Source organism: Pseudarthrobacter kochi, from assembly GCF_055412805.1.
Genome location: NZ_JBVAYV010000004.1, coordinates 16,472 through 41,662, shown reverse-complemented (window position 1 = coordinate 41,662; position 25,191 = coordinate 16,472). Strand labels below are relative to the sequence as shown.

The following is a 25,191-nucleotide window of genomic DNA, read 5'->3' as shown; positions in this document are numbered from 1 at the left end:
CGCTCCAACCCCGAGCGTGACCCGGGCCTTCGTTTTGCAATTGGTGTTGGCGTGCGGAGGTGAATACGTCAGTTCGGGATCCGATTCTCTCATCGCGAAGAAGCGGGAATCCCGGCTGAATGGTCTCTTGGGGATGAATAGGGGCGCCCGTGGTTTGGTTCGATCGACGTTTAGCGGCTGCACTGGGACGGTCATGAAGGCGGCCATTGGTACCCGGAGGGCCGGCGCCTCGAATGCTTTTGGCTGGGGTCTGCTCAATACTGTTGTCTCTCGGCTGGGCACGCTCGGCATAGGAATAGTCCTGGCTCGCGTGCTGGGCCCCGAATCCTTTGGCACTTTTGCCGTCGCCATGGTCGCCCTCATGGCCGTACTTAGCTTCAACGAACTTGGTGTCTCCCTGGCAATTGTTCGTTGGCCCGAAGATCCAGCCAGGATCGTGCCCACGGTCAACACAATTTCCGTCGCCGGCAGCACGTTGTTCTGCACTGCCGCGATGGTCGCCGCCCCGGTCTTCACCACGGCAATGGGAGATCCAGGCGCCACCGATGTCGTGCGGATCCTGATTCTGAGTGTCTTCGTCAACGGGATTGTTGCCTCGCCGTCGGCCCTGCTGCAGCGCGACTTCAAGGAGAAGGAACGGCTGTGGATCGACCAAGCCAATGTCTGGATCGGCGCTGTCCTCTCCGTGGTGCTTGCCCTCACGGGGATGGGAGCCATGGCGCTGGCCGCAGGCAGGCTCGCGGGCAGTCTGGTCTCCGGAGTGATGTTTCTGGCGGCTTCACCCTTGCCCTACCGGTTCGGACTGGACCGCTCGCTGCTTGGGCCCCTCTTGCGCTTCGGGCTGCCGCTGGCCGGCACAAGCGTCATCTTCTTCGCTATCGGCTATGCGGACCAACTCACGGCCGGGGCAGTTCTGGGGTCGACGGTCCTGGCGTTCTACGTGTTGGCTTTCAACCTCTCCAACTGGCCGGTGAGTATCTTCGCCCAACCGCTCCGCAGGGTGGCGCCCTCGGCCTTCTCCGCATTGCAGCACAACCGGCCACGCATGGATTCAGCCTTGGAGGCCATGGTGGTGGTGTTGGCAGCCGCCACGCTCCCGGTCATTCTCTTCGTGGCCGGAATCGCCGTGCCCTTAGTGGAATTCGTCTACGGCGCGGCGTGGGTGGCGGCAGCGACCGCAATTTCCTGGCTCGTCGTCGCCGCGTCCTGCAAAGTTTTCTGCGATCTCGTCTACGACTACCTCGTGGTCCTGGGCAAGTCCGGGACGGTCTTCACCGTGCAGGCCGGAAGCCTGCTGGTGTTGGTTCCAGCCCTCGTGGCCGGGGCCTCCTGGGGAGGGCTGGGTGGACTCGCTGCGGCGCAGGCGGCCGTGACAGGTTGCGTGGTTCTACCCCTGTACCTGTGGAAGCTACGGGCGAACGGGCTGGCCCTCAGGGGAATTTTGGCAAAGATCCGTTTACCCTTCGCAGCAGGTCTGGTTACGGGCGCAGCAGCGCGCATCCTGGCGATGACGGTCACCGATCACCTCGCAGCGCTTGTCACCGCCGGGACAATCGCGGCACTGGTGACAGCCGGGTTGCTGTACCTGCAACGGGACCGCATTAAAGAGCTCCGATCCATCGGAAAGGCCGCCACAGTGGAGGCGACAGTATGAAAATTCTCGTATACCCGCACGATCTGGGGATCGGCGGCAGCCAATTGAACGCCATCGAACTCGCGGCTGCTGTGCAGCGGCTGGGTCACGAGGTCATCGTCTTCGGACGTCCGGGGCCGCTGAACCGGCGCATCGAGGAGTTGGGGCTGGAGTTTGTTCCGTCTCCGGAACCCCACCACAGGCCGACCCCCTCGGTGGTGAAGGCACTGGTCCGCCTTGCCCGGGAACGAACGATCGATGTCATCCACGGCTACGAATGGCCACCGGCGCTGGAAGGCCTCATTGCCTCCCGGCGGTCGCCAGGCACTGCGGCCGTGGCAACGGTGATGTCAATGGCCGTGGCACCGTTCATTCCCAAGTCGATGCCGATTCTGGTGGGCACCCGGGAGATCCTGACGGCGGAGCAGGAGTTTGGCCGGACCTTTGCCGCGCTTCTGGAACCGCCGGTGGACCTTGATGCCAACAATCCGTCGCTGGACGTCGCCGAACAGGAGTTCCGCGGAAGGTGGGGCCTGGATCCGGCCGCCTACACGGTGGTTCTCGTGACGCGACTGGCAAAAGAGCTCAAACTCGAGGGCATCCTGGCTGCGATCGACTGCACGGGAATGCTCTCACAAGAACTCCCCATTCAACTTGTCATCGCCGGCGATGGTCCGGCACGGCGGCTCGTCGAAAACCACGCCCAGGCGGTCAACGCCGCAAGGGGTCGGCCGGTCATCGTGCTCACCGGAGAGCTCGGGGATCCCCGGGCGGCCTATGCCGTGGCTGATGTAGCCCTCGGGATGGGAGGGTCGGCGCTGCGGGCAATGGCCTTTGCAAAACCACTGGTCGTTCAGGGCGAGAAAGGCTTCTGGGAACTCCTGACTCCGGACAGCCTTCCGCTCTTCCTTGAGCAGGGCTGGTACGGAGTCGGCCCCGGCACCGAGGACGGGGCCGAGCGGCTGGCACACCTGCTGCGCGGCCTGCTTCCGGACGAGTCCTGCCGCAGGACGCTGGGCGGCTTCGGTCTATCAACGGTTCAGGAACGGTTCTCGTTGACGCGCGGCGCCCTCGTACTGGAAAACTTCTACGGGCAGGCCATCGAAGCAGCCGGGGAAGTGCGCATCGTGCAGGAGGTGGGAGCTCTCGCCAGGTTTATCGAATACGAACTGGCCAGAAGGCTGCGCGGGGTCCTGGGGTCACCTCCAGCTGACGATTTCAATTCCCGCCCGGTGGCGGGGCGCAGCCAGGCGGGTCCTGCAGTTGCGGCCCGCACCGCGGGGCAGGCAACACCATGAAGCAGCGGCGGACAGCGGCGCAGGAAACGCTCCTCTACGTCCCGGGGAGCCGCTGGGATGACGTGCGCGGAACCGACTACCGGCTCGCCATGGCGTTGGCAGTCCACGTCCCGGTCCTGTGGATCGATCCGCCACTTCCCATTCATCTGGCCAATCGGCGGGGGGCGGGTCTGGAGCGACGGACTGTCGAAATCACGGACGTCGCACCGGGTGTCACTCGGGTGCGTTCCCTGTCGGTCCCCGGATTTGCCCGTTGGGGGTCATCCTCCGTTGCAAAGGTACTTCTCGGTCGCGCCATCAGGACAGCACTCCGGCGGCGTCAGTTGCGCCCCATCGCGACTATTCTTTCCTCGCCGATCAGCAGTTTTCCCGCGGGGGTCGAGGGCCCGAAGGTCCTGTATGTCACCGACGATTGGGTTGCGGGAGCCGGACTCATGAACTTGTCCCGTCGTTTTGTGCAAGACAAGCTGCGGGACAACCTGCGAACAGCCGACGTGTGCGCGACGGTTTCTCCGCACCTTGCTTCGGTCTTGGAGGGGACATCCGGCGCGGCGGCTCCGGTCGTGGTGATCCCGAATGGATGCGATCTTCCGGATCGGCAGGACCATGGCACGCCGCGCCGCCGGAATGCCGGTCTCATCGGACAGCTGAATGAGCGATTGGACATGCAGCTGCTCGAAGCCGTTCAGGACGCTGGAATCCCAATGCTCGTGATCGGCCCCCGCACCGAGCGCGACGCGGAAACTGGACGACGGCTCGATGCCTTCCTTGCCGCGCCCAACGTGACGTGGCTCGGCGAACTCCCCGCGCAGGAACTGGCGCCGCACCTGGCAGAGATCGGCGTGGGATTGACCCCCTATGCGGACACGGCCTTCAACCGCTCCAGCTTTCCGCTCAAGACCTTGGAATATCTCGCCTCCGGAATGCCCGTCGTGGCGAGCGACCTGCCGGCAGTCCGCTGGCTCAACACCGAACTTGTCGCCATCGGATCCGGTCCTGTTGAATTCGCCAACCAGGTCCGGAGGATCCTGGACAGCCCCGAGGAGGCCGGCCTGGGACATCTGCGACGCGACGTCGCCTCCCTGCACACCTGGCACGTCAGGGCGGCCCAGTTTCTCGGGATAATTCAAGGAGTCACGCCATGAGCCCAGCCCGGCCCTTCCGGCCGCCGGAAGGAATTAAGAGCAGCGCAGATGTAGATCACGTGCTGCTGACCAGATTCAACCTCCCATCGGTTGGGGCGGAGAGCGTTGTGCGGGCGAAGGATGGCTGGCTGCGTACGCGGCTGGAGCTGTTCCGCCGGTATTGCTTTCCATCAGTGCTGCAGCAGTCGGACCAGAACTTCAACTGGATCATCTACCTCGATCCCCAAAGCCCCGAATGGCTTGTCAGGTCGCTGGACGACCTCAATTTCCACGGCACATTCACGCCCATCTACAGGGCCGCAGTCGGCCGCGGCGAACTTCTCGAGGATTTGCGGGCAGTGTCAGGAGCCCGACGCCGGGAGCTCATGACCACCAATCTGGACAACGACGACGGCCTCGCTTCGGACTTCGTTGAGCGCCTTCAGACCGCCGGAAGCGACGGAACCCGCACGGCGATTTACCTGGCCCACGGTCTTATCCGCAATGGCAGCGCCCTTTACCTCCGCCGGGATCGGTCAAATGCTTTCTGCTCCGTCCGGGAAGACTGGGACGCCGCCCGGACCTGCTGGTCCGATTGGCACAATTTGCTGGGACAGTCGATGAACGTCAGGGAGCTCGCCGGCGCCCCGGCCTGGCTTCAGGTCATTCACGGTTCAAATGTCAGCAACCGGACCCGCGGGAAACGTGTTTCTGCCGCGCCTTATCTCGGCACGTTCGGACGCCTGCTGGACGGCGTCGATGACGTCGGCCGCCTTGACCTCATGAGGGACGCGGCGCTGGAGCGGCCACGCCGAATCGCGCTGGATTCCGGACGCTCCCTGCTAAAGCATGCTGCCATGACTGTGGTCGGCAAGGAGGGCCTCGACCGGCTCAAGGCGCAGTGGGCACTCCGCACGGCGCCGCAACGGGACGCTTAGCCGTGCGCGCTGCCACCTGCGCATCTGCCTACGCCGCAGTCCGGAAGAACCGTTCGGTCACCCTCGCGAGCCGGTAAGGATCCTCGACGCCGCAGAGTTCACGGGCCGAGTGCATCGAAAGCAGGGGCACGCCGACGTCGACCGTCCGGATGCCGAGCCGGGTGGCGGTCAGCGGACCGATGGTGGAGCCGCAGGGCATCACGTTGTTGGAGACGAACTCCTGGTACGGGATGCCGGCGTCCGCGCACAGCCGCGCCCACAGGGCCGCGCCTGTGGCATCCGTGGCGTAGCGCTGGTTGGCGTTGATCTTCAGCAGCGGGCCGCCATTGAGGGCCGGGCGGTTGGCCGGATCGTGCCGTTCGGCGTAGTTCGGGTGGACGGCGTGCCCGGCGTCGGCGGACACACAGAACGACGCCGCGAAGGCCTGCCGCCGCTGGCTCGCCGAGGCGCCCAGACCGTCGGAAATGCGCACCAGCACGTCTTCGAGGATGGGCCCGCTCGCGCCGGATCTGGAGGCGGATCCGATTTCCTCATGATCGAACGCGGCCAGCACGGCAATCGGTGAACCGGCCGGCAGCGGCCCGGCCGCGTGGGCGATCAGCGCGGTGAGCCCGGCATGGGTTGCCGACAGGTTGTCCAGCCGCCCGGAGGCGAAGAACTCGCCCTTCGCACCGAAGACGGCCGGGGCCTGGGTGTCCGCGATGACGACGTCGTAGCCGCCGATCTGCGCAGCGTCCACGTCCGCCCCGGCAACCCGGTCCGCCAGCAGGCCCAGGACGTCCTCGCCCGCCGGATCCCCCAGGCCGTAGACCGGGTTCATGTGCTGCTGCTTGTCCAGGGCCAGGCCCTCATTCACGGCCCGGTCCAGGTGGATGGCCAGCTGGGGGAAACGCAGCAGCGGCCCGGTGGCGGTGAGGTGCTGGGTGCCGTCCCGCAGCACCAGGCGCCCGGCGAGCTGCAGTTCGCGGTCCAGCCAGGAGTTGAGCAACGGGCCGCCATAGACCTCGACGCCGGCCTGCAGCCAGCCGAACCTGCCCGTGGTGGGTTTGGGCTTGAGCTTGAACGACGGCGAATCGGTGTGGGCGCCCAGGATGTTGAACCCAGTGGTGGGGCCGGCCGTCTCCGGGGTCACCCAGGCGATGATCGCGCCGTCGCGGATCACGTAGAACCTCCCGGCCCCGGCGGCTTCGTCCCAGGGCTGCAGCTCGTCGAGGGCAGTGAACCCTGCCCCGGTCAGCCGGCGGGCTGCTTCGTGGACGGCGTGGAAGCTCGACGGCGACGCGGTGACGTACGCGCCGAGATCCTGGATGTGGGCTGCGGCGTTGGGCTGTGAAGGCATGGCTCCGAGTCTAGCGCCGTGCCCCCTGGCCGGACGGCTCTACACGGTCACGTTGAGGCCGGCCGAGTAGCCGCCGGACACTGACCCGGCCATGGTGGCCAACTGGTAGATGACGCCGTCGTCGCCGAAGACATTGTCCGATTTCAGCGTGGTCCGGGGGAAGTTCCGGGCGCTGGATTCGTAGCCGGCGGAGGCGTAGACCTCCTTGCACGCGGCGTCCGTCAGGGCGATCTGCGACACGGCGAGGACCTGCCCGGCGGCCGTCGCGTTGTCCATGGACTCGAAGACTTCGAAGTGGATGTGCGGCCAGCGGCCGCTGTACGCGCCGGGGAAGATGGTCTGGAAGGTGACCTGGCCGTTGGCGTCCGCCTCCTGGACGCCGCGGAGGTAGTTCTCGTTCTTGAGTCCGGCGTCGTACATCGAGTATTTGCCGTCCTTGTCGCAGTGCCAGGCATAGACCGCGGCCCCGGCCAGGGGAACGCACCCGCTGGCGTTCTCGAGCAGGGTCAGCGTGACGGTGAGCGGTACGCCGTCGACCTTGGTACTGGAGGTGCCGAAGCTCGACGTGATGTCCTGCCGGACCACACCCGAAACCGCCAGTACATTCGGGCCGTTGGAGCCATTGCCGGGATACGGTCCGGCCGTTTCCGCCGGGATTTCGACGCCGCACTCGGCGATCGCACGGGTCAGCGTGGGCGAGGCGGACGCTGACGGCGTGCCGGTCGCGGCGGTTCCGGATGCCGGTGCCGAACCTGCCGCCGTGGAGGACAAGGTGGCCGTGGAGCCGCCCGGGGTGCAGGCTGCCAGGGCGGCGGCCGTGCCGGCACCGAGGAACATGCCCAGCGAGCGGCGGCTCATGAGGGTGGAGAGGTCGAATTCCAGGCCGCGGTCGTGGTTGGGGTGCGGCTCGTGCGGTGGCTGCGGGGAAGAGGTCATGCGTCCATGGAACCCCGGGGCACTATGCCCCGACTAGGCCCCTCCTGTGAAGGAGCTGTGGCCTGGACCGGTGCGGGCCGGAGGCTGGCTGGGCGCGGGACATGCCCCCCCGCGGGCCCCCGGGACTGGACATGTCCCGCCCGGCCACTGGACATGCGCTCCCCTGGTGGCGGCGAATGGACATAGTGGCAACATGTCCAACCCTGCGCGCCTGGACTGGGCATGTCCCGTGGTGCGGGGGACCCCAAGGGCCACGCCGCCTGGAGGCCCTTGTGCGCTACGACGCCAGGCTGGCGCCCACGGTGACGGCTTCGGCTGGTGCCTCTGCCGCGGGCACGCCAGCCCCGGCGTCACCGGCAGCCGGGGACTTCCCGCCGTTCTTGCGGTAGCGCCACAGTCCGATACCCACCACGACGGCGGCAAGGGCCAGCGAGAACAGCAGCGATTCGCGGGTGGATTCCAGGACCACCATGCCGATCAGCAGTGCGACGATGCTGATGATGGCCATCCAGGTCAGGTAGGGAAAGAGCCACATTTTGAGCTGGAGGTCCTTGGCCGCCGCGCCCATCCGGCGGCGCAGGATCAGCTGCGAGCCTGCGATCACGAGCCAGACGAACAAGGCGATGGCCCCCGAGGTGTTGACCAGGAACAGGAATACGGTGTCCGGGGCAACATAGTTCAGGCCGACGGTGATGAAGCCGACCACGGTGGAGGCCAGGACAGCGGCGGCCGGAACGCCGCGCGTGGAGATCCGCATCCAGGACCGCGGCGCGTCGCCGCGGCGGGAGAGCGAGAACAGCATCCGGCTGGCGGTGTACAGGCCGGAGTTGAGGCATGACAGGACGGAGGTCAGCACCACGATGTCCATGATGGTCCCCGCGCCGGGGATGCCGAACAGTTCGATCACGGCGACGTAGGGGCTCTTCGCCACGGAGGCGGAGTGCCAGGGCAGAAGGGTAACCACGACCGCGATGGAGCCGATGTAGAAGACAAGGATGCGCCAGACGGTGGACTTCACGGCCTTCTTGACCGCATCGACCGGGTTTTCGGATTCACCGGCGGCAATGGTGGCGATTTCAGCGCCGAAGAAGGAGAAGACAACCACCAGGATGCCGGCCAGCACAGCGCCCGGCCCGTTGGGCATAAAGCCGCCGTTCTCCAGCAGGTTGCTCACTCCGGGGGCCGGAACGCCCGGGACGAGGCCCAGAATCGCCGCGACGCCGAAGAGCAGGAACAGCACAATTGCCGCGACTTTGATGGAGGCGAACCAGAACTCGAACTCACCAAAGGACTTCACCGAGCCCAGGTTGGTCAGGGTCAAAAGCACCGTCAGCAGCAGCGCCCAGACCCACTGATCGATCCCGGGCACCCAGCGGTGCATGATCGCGGCGCCGGCCGTGGCCTCGATGCCCAGGACAATGATCCAGAACCAGGCGTAGAGCCAGCCGATGCTGAACCCGGCCCAGCGGCCCAGGGCCTTGTCCGCATAGGTCGAGAAGGAACCTGTTTCCGGGTTTGCCGCCGCCATCTCGCCGAGCATCCGCATGACCAGGATGACAACGAGGCCTGCCGCCGAGTAAGCAACCAGGATCCCGGGGCCTGCCTGCTGGATTGCCGCGCCGGAGCCGACGAATAGGCCGGCTCCGATAACGCCGGCGATGGCGATCATGGACAAGTGCCTGGGTTTCAGGGACGTGGAGAGCTGCTGGTCAGCTGCATAAGGCGCCGTCCTTCGGGGATTGTGCGGGTCCGCGGGTGGGTCGTGAAACTTGTGTGGCGGACCACATTGACGTTTCACCCTAGACCGGGCCCGGGACCGCCTGTCCTGTGCAATCCCACAGACAGCGGACGCAAGGTCCGGGCACACTTCCAACAACACGGCCCTCAGAGCAACGAAGGTTGCATCACAGGCAAGTTTGAAATGTGCCTGAACCCACTGTTTCAGGCAAACAGCGGGCCCATCGGCCCGCTGCACCCAGCCGCCCGGCAGCCGTACCGGCTCAATAGTCCGGGTTGCTAGGCACCACCAGACCGGTCTCGTAGGCATACACCACGGCCTGGACCCGGTCGCGCAGGTGCAGCTTGGTGAGGATCCGTCGCACATGTGTCTTGACAGTGGCTTCGGAAAGGAAGTACCGGTGCGCAATCTCGGCGTTGGAGAGCCCCTCGGCCATCGCCCCGAGCATCTCGCTTTCGCGCGGGGTGAGGTCCTCCAGCAGCGGATCCTTGACGGGCCGGGCCGTGGTGGCGGATTCCGGGCCAGGGGCGCCGCCGGGGTCAGACTGCCCACCCGCCGTGGCCCCGCTGCCCCGGACATACGTTTCCAGCAGCCGCCGGGTGATGCGTGGTGCCACCACCGCGTCACCGCTCGCCACGACCCGGACGGCACTAATCAGGTCGGCGGGCGCCACGTCTTTGAGGAGGAAGGCCGAGGCGCCGGCCTGGAGCCCGGCGAACGCGTATTCATCAAGGTCGAAAGTGGTGAGGATGATGATCCTGGTGTGGGCCCCGGACGCGGTGATGGCCCGCGTGGCCTCGATCCCGTCCAGCACCGGCATCCGTACGTCCATCAGGACGACGTCGGGCCCGAGGTCGCGGACCTGACGGATGGCTTCGGCGCCGTCGGACGCTTCACCCACAATCCTCAGATCGTCCTCGCCCTCCAGGATCAGGCGGAAGCCCATCCTCAGGAGCGGCTGGTCATCCACCAGCAGGATACGGATCGGTCCGGTCTCGCTCATCGGTTCCCCTTGACTCATGTGCCGTTACTTTCCGTTCTCGCCGTTCCAGTGCAGGACGGCGTGCACGCGCCAGCCGTGATCGCCGCTGCGTCCGGCCTCGATGGTGCCCGCGTAGATCCAGGCCCGCTCCAGCATTCCAGCGAGGCCCTGGCCCGTACCCACGGATCCGAGGGGTCCCCGGGACCCCGACGTGCCGCCGGCGTCGACGGTGCCCTTTCCGTCATCGACGACGTCGATGGTGACCGTGGAGCCGTCCCGGACAATCGCCACGTCCACCCGGCCCAGCGAACGGCCGTAGCGCAGCACGTTCGTCAGCGACTCCTGCACGATCCGGTAGACCGTCAGCTGGAACGCGGCGTCGTCCGGCAGCGAGGGGCCGGTGTGCGTGTAGTGCAGCGGCAGCCCCGCCGTGCGGAAGCCCTCCAGCAGTTTGCCCAGGTTGTCCCCCGCCACGAGCGGTTCGCGCGGAGCGTTCCCGTCGGCCGAGTCGTCGCGCAGCACACCGAGGACGCGCCGCATGTCCGCCAGGGCGGTGCGGCCAGTGCGGGAGAGTTCCCCGAGTACCTCGGCCGCCCGCGCCGGGTCCTTCTTGACCACGACGGCGGCGCCGTCCGAAAGGCTGATCATCACCGTGAGGGAATGCGCCACGACGTCGTGCATTTCGCGGGCGATGCGGTTGCGTTCGGTGACCGACCCGAGCCGCGTGGCCCTCGCGGCCCAGGCGGCAATCTCGTTCTCGTGCTCGCGCCGCTGCCGGACCGAGACGCCGAGCCCGGTGGCAATGACGTTGGAAAGGGCGATGCTGATGCCGGCGGCGATGCTGCTGATCAGCTGGAAGTTCTCCGGAGTGTTCACCCCCATGTCCGGAAGCCTGCCATCCAGCGGACCAACGGCCAGCAGGAGGTACAGGAAGACCAGCGGCGCGGTGGCCGCCGTCAGGCACACCAGCGCGAACCGCCGGCTGCGCGCCACTGCCACGGAGTAAAGCGCAAACCACAGCCCGACGGAGACGTTGGAACCCCACGGATGCAGCACGGTCACGCCCACTTCGAGCACCGCCACCACGGCCACCACCGGTACCGGATGGCTCCGCCGGAACAACAGCGCCGCCGCGGCGGCCGCGAGGAGCACGGCGACCTGCCAGCCGCCGTCGCGCACAGATTCCGCGGCTGTCGGGACCACCAGCAGCAGATAGCAGGCCACAACAACGGCATCCATGGCCCGCGGATGCTGGAACAGGTAGCGGCGGATCCGGCCCCGGCGCCGGGCGGTGATTTCAGCGAAGGACGCGTCAGCCTGGCCGGCGGGCGCGCCCTTCACTGAACCTGCATCGATCATGCTCTGAGCCTAGACGAGGGGCCTAGACGTCCCGCCGCTTCAGCAGCACGGCGGCCAGGACCACCGGGACGACGACCCAGGCGCCCAGCACCAGGGCGGCCTGCCAGGCTTCCAGGGTGTCCGGGACATGCTGCACGGCGGTCATTGGTTCGACCGTGTTGCCGGGGAGGTACTTGCGGGCCTCGACAAAGAAGTCGCCCGGGATCAGCTGGAAGGCGATCGGTGCCACGAAGAACAGCCCGACCAGGCTCATGATGCCGCCGGCGGAGTTGCGGATCAGCGAGCCCAGGGCCATGCCGATGGCGGCGACGGCGGCGACGTAGAGGCTGTTGACGAGCAGCATCTTCACTGATTGCGAGCTGGCAAGGTCCAGCTTGAGGTTGTAGTTGTCCAGGATCGGCAGCGACACGAGGCCGGCCAGGTACACGGAGGCCGCGGTGAGGACGAATGCCGTCACCATCACCACGAGCAGCTTCGCGGCGTACGCCGGGAGCCGTTTGGGCACGGCCGCGAAAGTGGAACGCGCCATGCCCGTGGTGAACTCGGAACTCATCAGCAGCACGCCGAGCGAACCGAGGATCAACTGGGCGAACGCGATGCCGGACGTCGGGACGCCGACGGCGAGGTCCCCGCCCTGGGCGGCGAAGGCGGCTGCCGCTTGCGGGTCCGTGGCCGCGGCCTCAGAGAACTGTCCCGTTCCCCACGCGGAGAGGGCACCGAAGCCGACCACCACCAGGACGGTGCAGCCAAGCAGGATCACGGTGGACAGGAGGGTGCGGAACTTGATGAATTCGGAGTTCAGCACCCGGAGGAAACTGGGGCCAGGCCCGGTGCTGGTACCGGACATTCCGCCGGCAGGGGCTGCGCCGGCGTGCGCGCCGCGACGGGAGGGGTCAAGGGTGGTGGAGCTCATGGCTTAGTTGCCTCCGGACTGGACGGGGGCGGCTGCGCCCGTGGTGATCAGCGAGTGGTATTCGACCTCATCCTTGGTCAGTTCCATGTATGCCTCCTCGAGGCTGGCCTGAAGCGGGGTGAGTTCGTAAATCATGACGTGGCTGTCGAGGGCTGCGCGGGCGATCCCGCGCGGATCAAGGCCCGTGACCTCAAGCAGCTCGTTGTCCTGCAGCTCCACGGACACGCCGGTGCCGGCGAGCAGGCGCATCAGCTGGTCCGGCTGGTCGGTGCGGACGCGGGTGCGGATCTGGCCGTTTCCGGTGATGATGTCCTGGATCGGCGCGTCGGCAATGATCCGGCCGCGGCCGATCACGATCAGGTGGTCCGCGGTGACGGCCATTTCACTCATCAGATGGCTGGAGAGGAACACCGTGCGCCCCTCGGAGGCAAGATACTTGACCAGATTGCGGACCCAGACGACGCCCTCCGGGTCCAGGCCGTTGACGGGCTCGTCCAGGATGACGGTCTGCGGGTCGCCGAGCAGCGCAGCGGCGATCCCGAGCCGCTGCCCCATACCGAGCGAGAAGCCGCCCACCTTCTTCCTGGCCACGTCGGCCAGCCCTGTCATCTCGATGACGTCGTGGACGCGTTTCTTGGGGATGCTGTGCGTGGCGGCCATCGCGAGCAGGTGGTTGTAGGCGGAGCGGCTGGTGTGGACGGCCTTGGCGTCGAGCAGGGCTCCCACGTCGCGCAGCGGCGCGGCATGCCGGGCGAACGGGGTGCCGTTGACGGTGACGGTGCCCGACGTCGGCCGGTCCAGCCCCATGATCATGCGCATGGTGGTGGACTTGCCGGCTCCGTTCGGGCCCAGGAAGCCGGTGACCCGGCCGGCTTCGACGGTGAAGTTGACTCCGGCGACAGCGGTTTTATCGCCATAAACCTTGGTCAGGCCTCGTGCTTCGATCATGGAAGCGTTCCTTTGCGTAGCAGTGGGTTGGTGTACCCACCACGCTACCGAGGCGAAGAGCCGGATTCGCCGGTCTCAGGGATGATTCAGGGTCGAATCAGGGTAGTCCGGGAGGATGACAGGGCGAGCTTCAGGGGGCCGGCGAGTAGTACGTCAGGGCGCCGGGCAGCACCGAGAATTCGACGCCGCGCACCCCCGGCATGACCTCCCCGTCCACCGCGAGCACCATGGTGGTGTCCCCGGGTTCCACGCGGACGCTGGTGGATTCGCTGAGATGGGTGATCCGGGACGTCGCGACCGTTCCGGTCAGCACGGACCACAGCAGCCGGAGCCGGGCAAAGGATTCGTCTGCGGTGATCATCCTGAGGTCGAAGACGCCGTCGTCCAGGACGGGGCGGACCAGCGGGGCATGGTCGCGGGGGTAATACCGTCCGCGGCCGATGTACAGGATCCAGAGTTTGTGCCGCACCCCGTCCACGATCAGGGTGGTGGGTGTCCCGGCAGCGAAGGTCCGGAACATCGCGACGACACCGGCCAGGGGCTTGCCAAGCGCCGGCTGGAGCAGCTCCCGGCGGCGGACCAGGTTCGGGTACAGGCCGATGCTCGCGGTGTTGAGCATGGTCAGGTGCACCAGTTCGGGGCTGCCAGGGCGCCCGCGTTCGACGGCCACCAGGCCAAGGTCCGCCCGCGCCGCCTCCCCCTTGGTCGCGGCCTCGACGGCGGCCGTGAGTGATGGCGTTCCGGCATCCCGGGCGAAGTGGTTCAGGGTTCCGCCCGGCAGGACCAGAAGCGGGAGGGAACGCTCGACGGCGACTGCAGCCGCCGTCCCGACGGTGCCGTCCCCGCCCCAGACGCCCAAGGCGGCGACCCCGGGCCGGCTGGCGACCCGGGCGAGCTCCTCCGCGAGGTCCTCGTCCTGGGTAACTTCCTTTATATGCGCCTTGGGGAATACCTTCTGGAGTGCCCCTGCGGTCTCCGCCGAGTAGGAGCCGCCCAGCGTGTTGACCGCGATGCCCAGGCCTGCCCCCTCGGCGAGTTCGGCGGCTTTCACGGGGGTCCGCCGGACCTCGGGGAAGGGCGGTCGGACGGGCCACCATTTTCGCGTGACCATGGCAGCCCCTGCGCCGATCGCCGATCCGAAGAACACATCCGAGGGCCAGTGGGCTCCGGTGTGGACACGCGAGTAGGCGACGCCGGCGGCAAGGGGTCCCAGCGCCGCGCCGAGGGTCGGTCGCACCAGTCCGACACCGAGGGCGAACGCCACGGCCGAGGCCGAGTGGCCCGAGGGCATGGAGGAGCTGGTGGGTTGGGGGTGGACAAACCTGAAGGCCGGAAGGTGCTCCGGCAGCGGACGGGCCCGCGGCAGCAGGGTCTTGAATCCGAGATTCGTGACGGCGGAGGCCACGGCCTGCGCCAGCACCCCGTGGAGGGCAGCACGCCGCGTGCGCCCGGGGAACAGGGCCATAACGGCGGCGATGCCGATCCAGAGTTTGCCCTTGTTCGCCGCCGAGGAAAGACGCCGGAAGATTTCGTCGTGGTTGCCCCCGGGGAGATTGGACACGGCGCGGACGATTTTCCGGTCCAGTGCCTTAAGCCGTCGCGGCGCCTTCCCCAGCATGCTTCGCATCCAACCACCTTACTGCCGGCGCGGGCCGCTGGGCCGTCAGCCGCGGGCGGAACCGCCGTACGTCCCGTGGCAGCAGGGTCCGGCGGCAGCGTGCCAGCACGCCGGCGGATCGGTTGGCTAGGATGAGGCGATGACCCGAGTGCTGGACCCTCAGCGATTGTCAGCAGGCCGCGTGCTCGCGGCCAGTACCGCCTTGCTCACGCTGGGCGCGGTGCTCGGGGGGCTGCTCCTGGCGGACGTAAGACAGCCCCCGTTCCAGGGCCTGGACGAAGGCTGGTCCGGCTGGATCACGTCCCTGCGCAGTCCGTTCTGGGACGGCATCAATGGCTTCCTCAACCTGGCTGGTTACCGGGGCGTCCTGGTGCTGCATGGGCTGCTCGTCGTGGCCCTGCTGCTGCGCAGACGCCCGCAGACGGCCCTCTTCGCTGCTGCTGCCGGCGCCGCCGTCCTGGTTTTCACCCAGGTCCTCAAAGCGGGCATCCTCCGGGACCGGCCCGCCAACACAATCGTCCTGACCGACACGGGCTCGTTCCCCTCGGGCCATGTGGCGAGTACCGCGGCGTTCCTGGTGGTGGCAGCCCTCCTTGTCGGCCGCGCCTGGGGCGCGGTGCTCGCGGGAGTTGGGGTGCTGGCCATGATGGTCAGCCGCACCTACCTGTCCGCCCATTGGCTCGCGGACACCGTCGGCAGCGTGTGCCTGGCGGTCCCGGCGGTGCTCCTGCTCTGGCTGTCGTTCCAGAACATATGCATCCAGGAGAATGGAGACACCCGCCGGCTGCTTAGCTGGCGCGCAAGGACTTCGCGGCGCCGGCGAGCAGCAGCGCACCCAGAATCGGAATCATGATGGCCAGCAGCGCCAGCCGGATGCCGACCAGGTCCCCAAGGTAGCCCAGCAGCGGCGGGCCGGCCAGGAACGCGACGTACCCGATCGTCGAAACCACCGACACACGGGCGGCGGCGTGCCTGGGATCGTCGGCAGCTGCCGACATTCCCATCGGGAACGCGAGGGCGGCCCCCGCGCCCCAGAGCACGGCACCTGCAGTGGCCAGCCAGAAGTCGCCGGCCAGGACGAAGAGCCCCAGGCCCGCGGCGGCGGCGGCCATACTGGCACGGAGCACGGCCACCCGGCCGTAGGCATCAATCGCCCGGCCGCCGAAAAACCGCACCGCGGTCATGGCCAGGACGAAGGCAGCGAACAGCAGCGCCCCGGTGGACTCCGTGGCGTCCAGGCCGTCCACGGCGGCTTTGGCGATCCAGTCATTTCCGGCACCCTCGGTGAGTGTCGCGCCCAGCACCACGACGCCGATCAGCAGCGTCCGTCCGTCGCGCCAGGCCGAGCGCCCCTTGGCTTCCCGGGTTTCCCCGGACGCCGGCGCGGGGGCTGGCGCGTGCGGCAGGAAGTAGCGCGGGGCGAGCATGGTCAGTGCGGCGACGATGACGACGATGACCAGCAGGTGCGCGGGAAGCCCGACGCCCAGACCCGACAGGCCTGCCCCGATCAGTGCGCCCAGGAAGGCGCCGCCGCTGAAGGCTGCATGGAACTGCGGCATGATGGTGCGCCCGAGCTGGTGTTCGACGTCGGCGCCTTCAATGTTCTGGGACACGTCCCAGAACCCGATGCCCATGCCGAAGAAGAACAGTGCGATGGCGGTCCCGGGAACGGACCCGGCCAGCAGCGCCAGCGCCACCCCGACGCCCGCCATGGCGGCGACAAGGCCGGCGCCGCGCACGGCATTGGCTGTCCCGATCCGGCCCACAACGTGCCCGGCGGTGGGCAGGGCGATCAGGGAGCCCGCCGCCACGCAGAGCAGGAGGGTTCCCATCTGTCCGGAGGAGATGTTCAGGATGTCCGTCACCGCGGGGATGCGGGCGGCCCAACTGGCGAACACCAGCCCGTTGATTCCGAAGATCAGGAAGGTTGCCGCGGCGGCGGCCTTGAGCTGCGGGCGGGTTGCCGTTCCGGTCATACGATCACTACTTCCACCGAGTGCTGGGTGAGCTGGTCAAGTTCTTCGGGGCTGAACTGGCGGTCCGTGACGAGGACATCCACGTCGTCCAGGGACGCGACGAGCGCCACGGCGCTGGCGTTCCACTTGGTGCCGGAGCAGGCGGCGATCACCCGGCCGGCGGATTCCAGTCCGGCGCGCTTCACGGCCGCGTCGTCGAGGTCGTGGGCCAACAGTCCGTCCCGGAGGTTCAGCGCGCAGGGCGTGACCACGGCCGAGTCAAAGCGCAGGGAACGGATGTTGGCTTCCGTCATGGGGCCGCGGAAGGACTGTTCACCGGCGGTCAGGCTCCCGCCGGGCAGCAGCAGTTCGGGATGCCGGCCGGCGGCCGGGCCTCCCTGGGTCAGCGCGTTGACGGCCCGCAACGACATCGGCATCAGGGTCATTTGGCGCTGCCGCAACTGCCGGGCCACCTCGGTGGCCGTGGTGCCGCTGTCCAGCCAGACGTGCCCGCGGTCGGGCAGCAGGGCGGCGACGCCTGCCGCAATCCGCACCTTGACGGCATGGTCCTCGATTTCGCGTTGGCCGTATTCGGGGTTTTCGCCGCCCAGCACGAGGCTCCGGGCACCGCCGTGGACCCGGCGGAGAACGCCGTGGACGGCCAGGACGTCCAGGTCGCGGCGGATCGTCGCCCCGGAGGCGCCGCAGGCGGTCACGAGCTCATCGACGCTCACGTGCTCCCGATGGCGCAGCAGTTCAGCGATGCGGCGGTGGCGCTCCTCAGTAATCATGTTCAAATGCTAATCGAGCATGATCATTTAATCATTTGTTGCGTAAATGTAGTCTGGCGGGATGGCTGAAGAATTCTTCAAGGATGGCAAGGTCTCCGGCACGGGGGAGTATCTGGACGGCGAACGCCACGGCCGCTGGGTCTTCTACTTCCGGAGCGGCCAGGTGAAGGCCGAGGCCGGGTACCGTCACGGACAGCTTGACGGCGACTGCGTCTGGTATCGCGAAGGCGGAGGGCTGCTGCAGAAGGGCGCCTTCCGGGACGGACGGCAGGACGGCTTCTGGCAGCGGTGGCACGGCACCGGCGAACTGCTGGACGAGGGGGCGTTCGACGTCGGACGGAAGACCGGCGAATGGATCACCTACGCCCCGGACGGCACCGAGACGCGGCGCAAGACCTTCAACTAGCCCAACGCTCCCCCACGTTTCGCACGAAAAACACCAACCCTCTCTCATCGAGTGAGAGAGGGTTGGTGTAAAACGTGCCGGACGTGAGGGAGCGTTCTGCCTACCGCGTGACTTCCTCCAGCAGCTCGAGCACGTGGCGGTACTGGGCGCCTGTGGCCCGGGTCATGCCCAGTTCGCAGGTCCGGTTGCACGAGGCGTGGGCGGCGGCGCCCATGTGGGCCACCTCGGCGGCCTGTTTCGCGGTTGCCGAGGCCGTCAGTTCGGGGTGCAGCATGCCCCGGTCGCCGGCGAACGCGCAGCATCCCCAGTTTTCGGGGATCTCGACCCGCTCGGCCACGGCGCCGGCGACTGTCCCGAGGGCGTCGTTGAGGCCCATCCGGGTGGAGGAGCAGGTGGGGTGGAGGGCGAGGGACTCCAGTTTCCCGTGTTCGGGCAACCGGGGCAGGATGTTGCCCGCGGCGAAGTCCACGGCGTCCACCATGCGCAGGGGACGCTGCCCGGCGGAGGGTGTGTCCGATTCCACGGCCTGGCGCAGTCCCTCGGTGCAGGATGAGGCGTCGCAGACGATGGGAAGCTCGCCGTCCCGGGTTGCCTCCCGGAGGGCGGCCAGGGTCTTCTCCCGCATCGTTTCCTGGCCGGCGGCCATGCCCTTGGACGACCAGGGGGTGCCGCAGCACAGGCCGTCGATGCCGACGGGCACGAGGAGCGTGAGCCCGGCCCGGGCACAGAGCTGCTCAAAGCTGTACTGGACGCCGCGCCCTTCGGCGTCCGGCCCCGCTCCTGCGGGTCCGAACATGGTGCCCACGCAGGCCGGGAAGTAGACGGCGTCAACCGGGCCAGACGGCGTCGGACGCTTCCGCAACGAACCGCCGCCGGGCAGTTCGGCGGAATACAGCGGGACGGTGTCTGCGCCCAACACTGCCCGCGCTGCCTTGTTGGGCGGGGCGATGGCGGCGGCCGGGAGCTTGTCGACCACCGTCAGCGCCAGGGAGGCGCCGCGCGTAACGCCTTCCCAGTGCTTCGCGGCCGCGTTCCAGGCGCTGTTGGCGAGCGGACCGGCGTCCGCCGTCCGGAGGCGTTTCACGAGCGATCCGGTGTTGATGTCCACCGGGCAGGCCGTCTGGCACATCCCGTCCACGGCGCAGGTATCCACGGACTCGTATTCATAGTCCTTTTCCAGCTCCCGGACCAGCGCGGTGTCCCCGGCCAGCCGCGCGGATTCGATGGCACGCAATGTGACGATCCGCTGCCGCGGCGTGAGGGTGATGTCCTTGCTGGGGCACACCGGCTCGCAGTAGCCGCAGGAGACGCAGCGGTCCACTTCCTCCGCCACAGGCGGCGTGGTCTTGATGTGCCGCAGGTGCGCCCGCGGGTCCTCATCCATCAGCACGCCCGGGTTGAGCATGGCGGCAGGGTCGAAGAGCCGCTTGATGGTACGCATGACGTCGTAGAGCTCATCGCCGTACTGCCGGCGGACGAACGGGGCCATGACGCGCCCGGTCCCGTGCTCGGCCTTCAGCGATCCGCCCTCGGCCAGGACCAGCTCCACCATGTCCTCGGTAAAGGCGCTGTAGCGGTCCAGTTCGGCGGCGGTGGCGAAGCCGTCCGTGAGCATGAAGTGGACGTTCCCGTCCTTGGCATGGCCGAAGATCACACTGTTGCTGTAGCTGTATTTATCGAAGAGCCGGATCAGTTCCCGGCACGTGCGCCCCAGCACGGGGACCGGGACCACAATGTCCTCCAGCAGCGCGGTGGTGCCCTGGGGCCGCGCTCCGGCGACCGAGGCGTAAAGGCCCTTGCGGAGCTGCCAGAGCTGGGCGCGTTCCCGCGCGTCGCCGCTGAACCGGGCCGGGGCGGAGAGCCCGAGCCCGTGGAGGATGCCCTCGCCCTGGCCCTGGAGTTCCGCCAGCTGCCCGGCGGTGCCCGCGGAGTACTCCACAAGCAGGGCGGCATGGTCCCGGACCGCCAGGTCCTGCACGACGGCGGGCGTTCCCTTGAGCGTCTGGCCCACCTTGAGCGACAACGCGTCCATCAGCTCAACGGTGGCGGCCCCCGTCGCGACGAGGGCGGGCAGGGCAGAGTTGGCGGCCTCGAGGTCCGGGAACACCAGCAGGCCCGCAGCGGCATGCGGGAGCCGCGGGATCGTGCGGAAGACCGCTTCGGCCACGAAACCCAGGGTGCCTTCGCTCCCGACGATCAGGTGGGCCATGATGTCCACCGGGGTCTGGAAGTCCAGCAGGGAGTTCAGGCCGTAGCCCATGGTGTTCTTCATGGAGAACTGCTGCCGGATCCTCTGCACGGAGTCCGGATTGTTCCTGACCCGCGCGGCCAGCCGGGCGAGGCCGTCATGGAGCTCCGGCTCGAGGGCACGGAGTTTCTGGTTGGCGTCGGCCGCCGCGGTGTCGATCACGGTGCCGGAGGGCAGCACCACGGTCAGCGACTCCAGGGTGCGGTAGGTGTTGTCCACGGTGCCGCAGTTCATCCCGGATGAGTTGTTGGCGACCACCCCGCCGATGGTGCACGCTGCCTCGCTGGCCGGATCGGGCCCGAATTTCCGGCCGTAACGGGCGAGTCTCGCATTGAGCGCCCGCACGGTGACACCGGGCTGGACGCGGACCCGGGCGCCGCCGTCGAGCACTTCGATGTCCCTGAAGTTGCGTCGGACGTCCACGAGCACGCCGTCGGTGACTGCCTGCCCGCTCAGGCTGGTGCCGCCGGAGCGGAAAGTCAGCGGCACTCCTTGGGCCGCGCTGGCGCGCAGCAGCCCGCCGACGTCGGCGGCGCTCCCTGCCGTGACGACGGCCTGCGGGATCAGCAGGAAGTGCGAGGCGTCATGGGCATTCGCGTGCAGGTCGATCGCCCGGGTCTTCACCTGGGCGGGGTCCTGCACTGCCGAGCGGAGGCCGGCCAGGTCCAGGGGAGCCATCAGGGCACCATCCAGCCGAGCACGGGGGTGGACTGCAGGAAGATCAGCACGGTGATGAGCGCCAGGAGGCCCAGGCTCCAGCCGATGAGTTTGCGGAAGAGGGTCCCCTCGGCGCCGTCAAGCCCCACGGCCGCGGCGGCAACGGCCAGGTTTTGCAGCGACAGCATCTTGCCCATCACGCCGGCGGAGGAGTTGGCGGCGGCCATCAGCACCGGTGACAGGCCGGTCTGCACCGCTGCGGTGGCCTGCATCTGGCCGAACAGGGAGTTGGAGGACGTGTCGGAGCCGGTCAGGGCGACGCCGATCCATCCGATCAGCGGCGAGAGGATGGCGAAGAAGCCGCCCGCGGAGGCCAGCGCGAAGCCCAGGGTGGTGGTCTGGCCGGAAAGGTTCATCACGAACGACAGGCCCAGGACGGCGGTGACGGTGACGATCGTCCAGCGCAGCTGGACCAAAGTGTCCCGGTAGATGCGCAGCCCCTGGGATGCCGTGATCTTGTACAGCGCCATGGTGATCAGCCCGGAGAGCAGCAGCAGGGTGCCGGTCGCCTTGAGGTGGTCGAGCTTGAACTTGGTGGCCGCAACCGGTTTGCCGGCCGAATCGGTGATGTCCAGGCCGGGCCAGGCGAAGGTCACGCTGCCGACCTGGCCCAACCAGGTCTTGACGAACGGAAGCTGGGCCACGGAGAACACCGCGATGATGATCAGGTAGGGAGCGATCGCCATCCAGATCTGCCGGGGTTCGGGCCGGGAGTTATCGGTCGGGACCCCGGTGCCGGGGGCGGCGACGGCGGCAGACCCGCCGTCCCGGGAAGTGCTTCCGGTCGTTGCGGCAGCAGCGGCGTGCACAGCTTCCGGGGCGCTCTCGGCGGAACCGTCCATCCCGACGGTCTCCGTCGGCTGCCAGAACTTCAGCATCAGCAGCACGGCCGCCACGGTCACGACGGCGGCGACAACGTCAGTCAGTTCCACGGCGAAGAAGTTGGACGTGACAAACTGCGCCGCGCCGAAGGCGGCGCCCGCCACGAGGGCCACGGGCCAGGTCTGCTTGACGCCGCGGCGGCCGTCGACGATGAACACCAGCAGCAGCGGCACGACCAGTGCGATGAACGGCGTCTGGCGGCCGGCCATGGAGGACAGATCATGCAGCGGCAGGCCCGTGACGCCGTTCAGGGCGATGATGGGCGCGGCCATCGCGCCGAAGGCCACGGGAGCGGTGTTGGCCAGCAGCGAGACCACTGCGGATTTCAGCGGTTTCATGCCGGCTGCCATCAGCATGGCGGCGGAGATCGCCACGGGCGCGCCGAATCCGGCCAGGGATTCCAGCAGGGCGCCGAAGCAGAAGGCGATGAGGATTGACAGGATCCTCAGGTCGTTCGAGATGGAACGGATGGTGCGTCCCAGCACTTCGAACCACGGGGTGGCCACCGTGAGCCGGTAAATCCAGAGGGCGTTGACCAGGATCCACAGAATCGGGAACAAGCCGTAGAAGATGCCGGCCGCGGTGGCGCTCAGGGCCTGGTTCACCGGCATCTGCCAGCCGACGATGGCCAGCAGGAGGGACAGGGCCAGGCTGGCAAGGGCCGCCATGGGGGCTTTCACCTTGAAGACGCCCAGTAGAACGAAGAGCAGGACGAGCGGAAGTGCCGCGCAAAGGGCTGAAATCACCAGGGACCCGGCAATGGGATCGAGGATCTGCTGAAACATGTGTCTCCAGATTGTGTTAGGCGTCACAACTCCGTGGCGCCCTACGATTGTCTTACAAGTGCACATGCTGGTCAAGCCTGACCAGTTGTCTTGTCTGGCAAGATTGGGAGTGAATCAAGAAACTCTTGGCGGAATGGGAGCTCCGGTGGCCGGCCGAATTGCAGCAGTCTCGATCGTGGACGCGGTCGCCTCGGATCTGCGGAACCGGATCTTCGCCGGCGAGCTTGGGTCCGGCGACGCCCTGACGGAGTCGGAGGTCGCCTCCTCCTACGACGTGGCGCGGCCGACGGCGAAGGCCTCGATCGAGAAGCTGGTCGGCGAAGGGCTGCTGGACCGGGGAGCCCATAAGACCGCCCGGGTGGTCGAACTCGGCCCGGACTCCGTGCGGGACATCTATCTCGCCCGCGCGTATCTGGAAAGCGAAGTGCTGCGCCGGCTCGCAACCGCGCGGGAAGTGCCGGAAGCGGCGGTGCAGGCCAACCGCGACATCGCGGCGGTTCAGACCGGCGCCCCGATCGACGTCGTCGAACCGGACATGCGGTTCCACACCAGCCTGATCGACGCCGTGGGCAATGAACGCATCAGCCGGATGTACCGCTCGCTCGTGGGTGAGGTGCGGCTGTGCATGGTCCGGATCCAGTCCCTGCACCTCCTGGACACCGCGCTGATCCAGGCCGAACACCAGAGGATCCTCGAACTGATCGGGGCCGGACAGGGCGAGGCTGCCGCCGTGCTCCTCGACGAACACCTGGGGCGCGCCCGTGAGCGGCTGGTCGCTGCCATGGGAGGAACCGCCGGCCCGGAGGCCGCACAGCCGTCCGGCCTGTTGCCGGAGTAGTGTGCGCAAACACGGGCTCTAGCGGGCGCGCTCGACGCGTTTTTCGTCCCAGACCGGCTCGGCCGACTCATAGACCTTGCCGTCGGAGCCAAAGACCAGGAAGCGGTCAAAGGTCCGGGCGAACCAGCGGTCGTGCGTGACGGCGAGGACCGTACCCTCAAAGTGGTCGATGGCCCGTTCCAGCGCCTCGGCCGAGTGCAGGTCCAGGTTGTCCGTGGGCTCGTCGAGCAGCAGCAGGGTGGCACCCGAGAGCTGCAGCAACAGGATCTGGAACCGGGCCTGCTGCCCGCCGGAAAGGGACTCGTATTTCTGCTCCGACTGTGAGGCCAGCCCGTACCCGTCCAGCGCGCCGGCCGCTGCTTCGCGTCCCAGTCCCGAGCGGTGTTCATCGCCGCGGTGCAGGATTTCGAGCAGGGTCTTGCCCAGGAGGTCGGGCCGGACGTGGGTCTGGGCAAAGAAGCCGGGCCGGATCCGGGCGCCGAGTTTCACAGTGCCCTCGTGCGGGACTTCGGCGATATCGACGTCGGACACCGGCAGGTGCTCCCGTTCCGGGTCGGTGCCCCCGGTGGCGAGAAGGCGCAGGAAGTGGCTCTTGCCGGAGCCGTTGGAACCCAAAACGCCGACGCGGTCGCCGAACCAGACCTCCGTGGAGAAGGGCTTCATCAGCCCGGTGAGCTCCAGCTTCTCGGCGACGACGGCGCGCTTGGCCGTACGGCCGCCCTTGAGCCGCATCTGCACGTTCTGCTCGATCGGCAATGCCTCGGGCGGCCCGGCCTCCAGGAACTTCGCCAGCCGCGTCTGGGCAGCGTGGTAGCGGTTGGCCATGTCGGAGCGGAACGCGGCCTTGTTCTTGTACATGTTGACGAGTTCCTTAAGCTTCACGTGCTCCTCGTCCCAGCGCTTCCGGAGCTCCTCGAAGCGCGCATTCCGGTCCGCACGGGCCTCCACATAGGAGCCGAAGCCGCCGCCGTGGATCCAGGCCCCGGCGCCGTTGATGCCCGGTTCGAGGGTCACGATGCGGCCCGCGGCGTTGTTCAGCAACTCGCGGTCGTGGCTGATGAAGAACACGGTCTTCTTCGACTCGTTCAGCTTGGCCTCAAGCCAGCGCTTGCCCGGGACGTCGAGGTAGTTGTCCGGCTCGTCGAGGAGCAGCAGCTCGTCGGGGCCGGCGAACAGCGCCTCGAGCACCAGCCGCTTCTGCTCGCCGCCGGAGAGGCTCGACGCCGGCCGGTGCTGCGCCCGGTCGAAGGGAAGTCCGAGCGCAGCCATGCAGACCTCATCCCAGACCGTTTCGACGTCGTAGCCGCCGGCGTCTCCCCAGTCCACGATCGCCTGCGCGTACTTCATCTGGGTGGGCTCGTCGTCGTGTTCCATCATCGCCAGCTCCGCTTCGTCCACCGCGCGGGCGGCAGCCGCCAGCGCGGGGGGAGCGGCAGACACGAGGAGGTCGCGGACGGTGGATTCGTCCCGGACCTGTCCGACGAACTGGCGCATGATACCCATGTTCCCGGAACGGCCGATCACACCTTCGTCCGCGACAAGGTCGCCGGAAATGATCCGGAAAAGCGTTGTCTTGCCGGTTCCGTTGGGTCCGATCAGCGCCGTCTTGGTGCCGTCCGGGACCTTGAAGGTCACGCCGTTGAGCAGCTGGGTGCCGTCGGAGAGGAAGTAATCGATGTTGGAAACGTCAATATGAGCCACACTTCCATCCTCCCACGGGCGTACTCACGGCCCCGTCGTCTC

The 25,191-nt window shown here is 67.7% G+C and carries 20 protein-coding genes; 7 read left to right on the top strand and 13 right to left on the bottom strand.

Annotated features, from left to right (window positions below):
- The first annotated feature begins 193 nt into the window (after window positions 1-193).
- The 4 genes from ACZY0Y_RS03315 to ACZY0Y_RS03300 all read left to right on the top strand — a co-directional run bounded on the left by ACZY0Y_RS03315 (window position 194) and on the right by ACZY0Y_RS03300 (window position 4,993).
- On the top strand, window positions 194-1,654 hold the full coding sequence (locus tag ACZY0Y_RS03315) for an oligosaccharide flippase family protein (protein ID WP_463885391.1): 1,461 nt from the start codon (window positions 194-196) through the stop codon (window positions 1,652-1,654).
- A complete protein-coding gene (locus tag ACZY0Y_RS03310; RefSeq protein WP_463956809.1) occupies window positions 1,651-2,931 on the top strand; it encodes a glycosyltransferase in 1,281 nt (426 codons plus the stop codon). Before ACZY0Y_RS03315 ends, ACZY0Y_RS03310 begins: the two co-directional genes overlap by 4 nt.
- A 62-nt stretch (window positions 2,932-2,993) precedes the next feature.
- A complete protein-coding gene (locus ACZY0Y_RS03305) occupies window positions 2,994-4,076 on the top strand; it encodes a glycosyltransferase (protein ID WP_463956808.1) in 1,083 nt (360 codons plus the stop codon).
- The gene (locus tag ACZY0Y_RS03300) at window positions 4,073-4,993 is read left to right on the top strand and encodes a glycosyltransferase (RefSeq protein WP_463956807.1); all 921 of its coding nucleotides are present in this window, start codon (window positions 4,073-4,075) and stop codon (window positions 4,991-4,993) included. The genes ACZY0Y_RS03305 and ACZY0Y_RS03300 overlap by 4 nt, the downstream gene beginning before the upstream one ends.
- Before the next feature lie 28 nt (window positions 4,994-5,021).
- Here ACZY0Y_RS03300 and ACZY0Y_RS03295 read toward each other — a convergent pair whose 3' ends face one another.
- The 8 genes from ACZY0Y_RS03295 to ACZY0Y_RS03260 form a co-directional block, all read right to left on the bottom strand.
- A complete protein-coding gene (locus ACZY0Y_RS03295; protein WP_463956806.1) occupies window positions 5,022-6,332 on the bottom strand; it encodes a M18 family aminopeptidase in 1,311 nt (436 codons plus the stop codon).
- Between the two features lie 39 nt (window positions 6,333-6,371).
- Window positions 6,372-7,268: an intradiol ring-cleavage dioxygenase gene (locus tag ACZY0Y_RS03290; protein WP_463956805.1), complete on the bottom strand. Its 897-nt coding sequence runs from the start codon at window positions 7,266-7,268 to the stop codon at window positions 6,372-6,374.
- Between the two features lie 277 nt (window positions 7,269-7,545).
- The gene (locus ACZY0Y_RS03285) at window positions 7,546-8,958 is read right to left on the bottom strand and encodes an amino acid permease (protein ID WP_463956879.1); all 1,413 of its coding nucleotides are present in this window, start codon (window positions 8,956-8,958) and stop codon (window positions 7,546-7,548) included.
- A gap of 310 nt (window positions 8,959-9,268) precedes the next feature.
- Window positions 9,269-10,009, bottom strand: coding sequence for a response regulator (locus ACZY0Y_RS03280; RefSeq protein ID WP_463885409.1), 741 nt, complete (start codon window positions 10,007-10,009; stop codon window positions 9,269-9,271).
- A 24-nt stretch (window positions 10,010-10,033) separates the two neighbouring features.
- The gene (locus ACZY0Y_RS03275; RefSeq protein WP_463956804.1) at window positions 10,034-11,347 is read right to left on the bottom strand and encodes a sensor histidine kinase; all 1,314 of its coding nucleotides are present in this window, start codon (window positions 11,345-11,347) and stop codon (window positions 10,034-10,036) included.
- A 22-nt stretch (window positions 11,348-11,369) separates the two neighbouring features.
- Complete coding sequence (locus tag ACZY0Y_RS03270) at window positions 11,370-12,260, bottom strand: ABC transporter permease (RefSeq protein ID WP_463956803.1); 891 nt, start codon at window positions 12,258-12,260, stop codon at window positions 11,370-11,372.
- Between the two features lie 3 nt (window positions 12,261-12,263).
- The gene (locus tag ACZY0Y_RS03265; RefSeq protein WP_463885418.1) at window positions 12,264-13,208 is read right to left on the bottom strand and encodes an ABC transporter ATP-binding protein; all 945 of its coding nucleotides are present in this window, start codon (window positions 13,206-13,208) and stop codon (window positions 12,264-12,266) included.
- A gap of 130 nt (window positions 13,209-13,338) precedes the next feature.
- Window positions 13,339-14,835 (bottom strand): bifunctional phosphatase PAP2/diacylglycerol kinase family protein, encoded by a 1,497-nt coding sequence (locus ACZY0Y_RS03260; protein ID WP_463956802.1) that lies wholly within the window; start codon window positions 14,833-14,835, stop codon window positions 13,339-13,341.
- Between the two features lie 130 nt (window positions 14,836-14,965).
- On the opposite strand from ACZY0Y_RS03260, the gene ACZY0Y_RS03255 reads away from it, so the two are divergent.
- Window positions 14,966-15,679, top strand: coding sequence for a phosphatase PAP2 family protein (locus ACZY0Y_RS03255; protein WP_463956801.1), 714 nt, complete (start codon window positions 14,966-14,968; stop codon window positions 15,677-15,679).
- On the opposite strand, the gene ACZY0Y_RS03250 is transcribed toward ACZY0Y_RS03255, so the two are convergent.
- Window positions 15,615-16,802, bottom strand: a complete 1,188-nt coding sequence (locus ACZY0Y_RS03250; protein ID WP_463956800.1) for an MFS transporter — start codon at window positions 16,800-16,802, stop codon at window positions 15,615-15,617. The two genes, ACZY0Y_RS03255 and ACZY0Y_RS03250, sit on opposite strands and share 65 nt — an antisense overlap.
- On the bottom strand, window positions 16,799-17,572 hold the full coding sequence (locus tag ACZY0Y_RS03245) for a DeoR/GlpR family DNA-binding transcription regulator (protein WP_463956799.1): 774 nt from the start codon (window positions 17,570-17,572) through the stop codon (window positions 16,799-16,801). Before ACZY0Y_RS03245 ends, ACZY0Y_RS03250 begins: the two co-directional genes overlap by 4 nt.
- Window positions 17,573-17,633: 61 nt before the next feature.
- On the opposite strand from ACZY0Y_RS03245, the gene ACZY0Y_RS03240 reads away from it, so the two are divergent.
- Window positions 17,634-17,978, top strand: a complete 345-nt coding sequence (locus ACZY0Y_RS03240; RefSeq protein ID WP_463885433.1) for a toxin-antitoxin system YwqK family antitoxin — start codon at window positions 17,634-17,636, stop codon at window positions 17,976-17,978.
- 100 nt (window positions 17,979-18,078) lie between these two features.
- On the opposite strand, the gene ACZY0Y_RS03235 is transcribed toward ACZY0Y_RS03240, so the two are convergent.
- Entirely contained in the window at window positions 18,079-20,904 is a 2,826-nt protein-coding gene (locus tag ACZY0Y_RS03235; RefSeq protein ID WP_463956798.1) for an FAD-binding and (Fe-S)-binding domain-containing protein, read from the bottom strand.
- Entirely contained in the window at window positions 20,904-22,610 is a 1,707-nt protein-coding gene (locus tag ACZY0Y_RS03230) for an L-lactate permease (RefSeq protein WP_463956797.1), read from the bottom strand. The genes ACZY0Y_RS03235 and ACZY0Y_RS03230 overlap by 1 nt, the downstream gene beginning before the upstream one ends.
- Before the next feature lie 145 nt (window positions 22,611-22,755).
- On the opposite strand from ACZY0Y_RS03230, the gene ACZY0Y_RS03225 reads away from it, so the two are divergent.
- Entirely contained in the window at window positions 22,756-23,448 is a 693-nt protein-coding gene (locus ACZY0Y_RS03225) for a GntR family transcriptional regulator (protein ID WP_463885441.1), read from the top strand.
- A gap of 18 nt (window positions 23,449-23,466) precedes the next feature.
- Here the strand turns inward: ACZY0Y_RS03225 and ACZY0Y_RS03220 are convergent, their stop codons facing one another.
- Window positions 23,467-25,149: an ABC-F family ATP-binding cassette domain-containing protein gene (locus ACZY0Y_RS03220; protein WP_463956796.1), complete on the bottom strand. Its 1,683-nt coding sequence runs from the start codon at window positions 25,147-25,149 to the stop codon at window positions 23,467-23,469.
- Window positions 25,150-25,191: the final 42 nt, after the last annotated feature.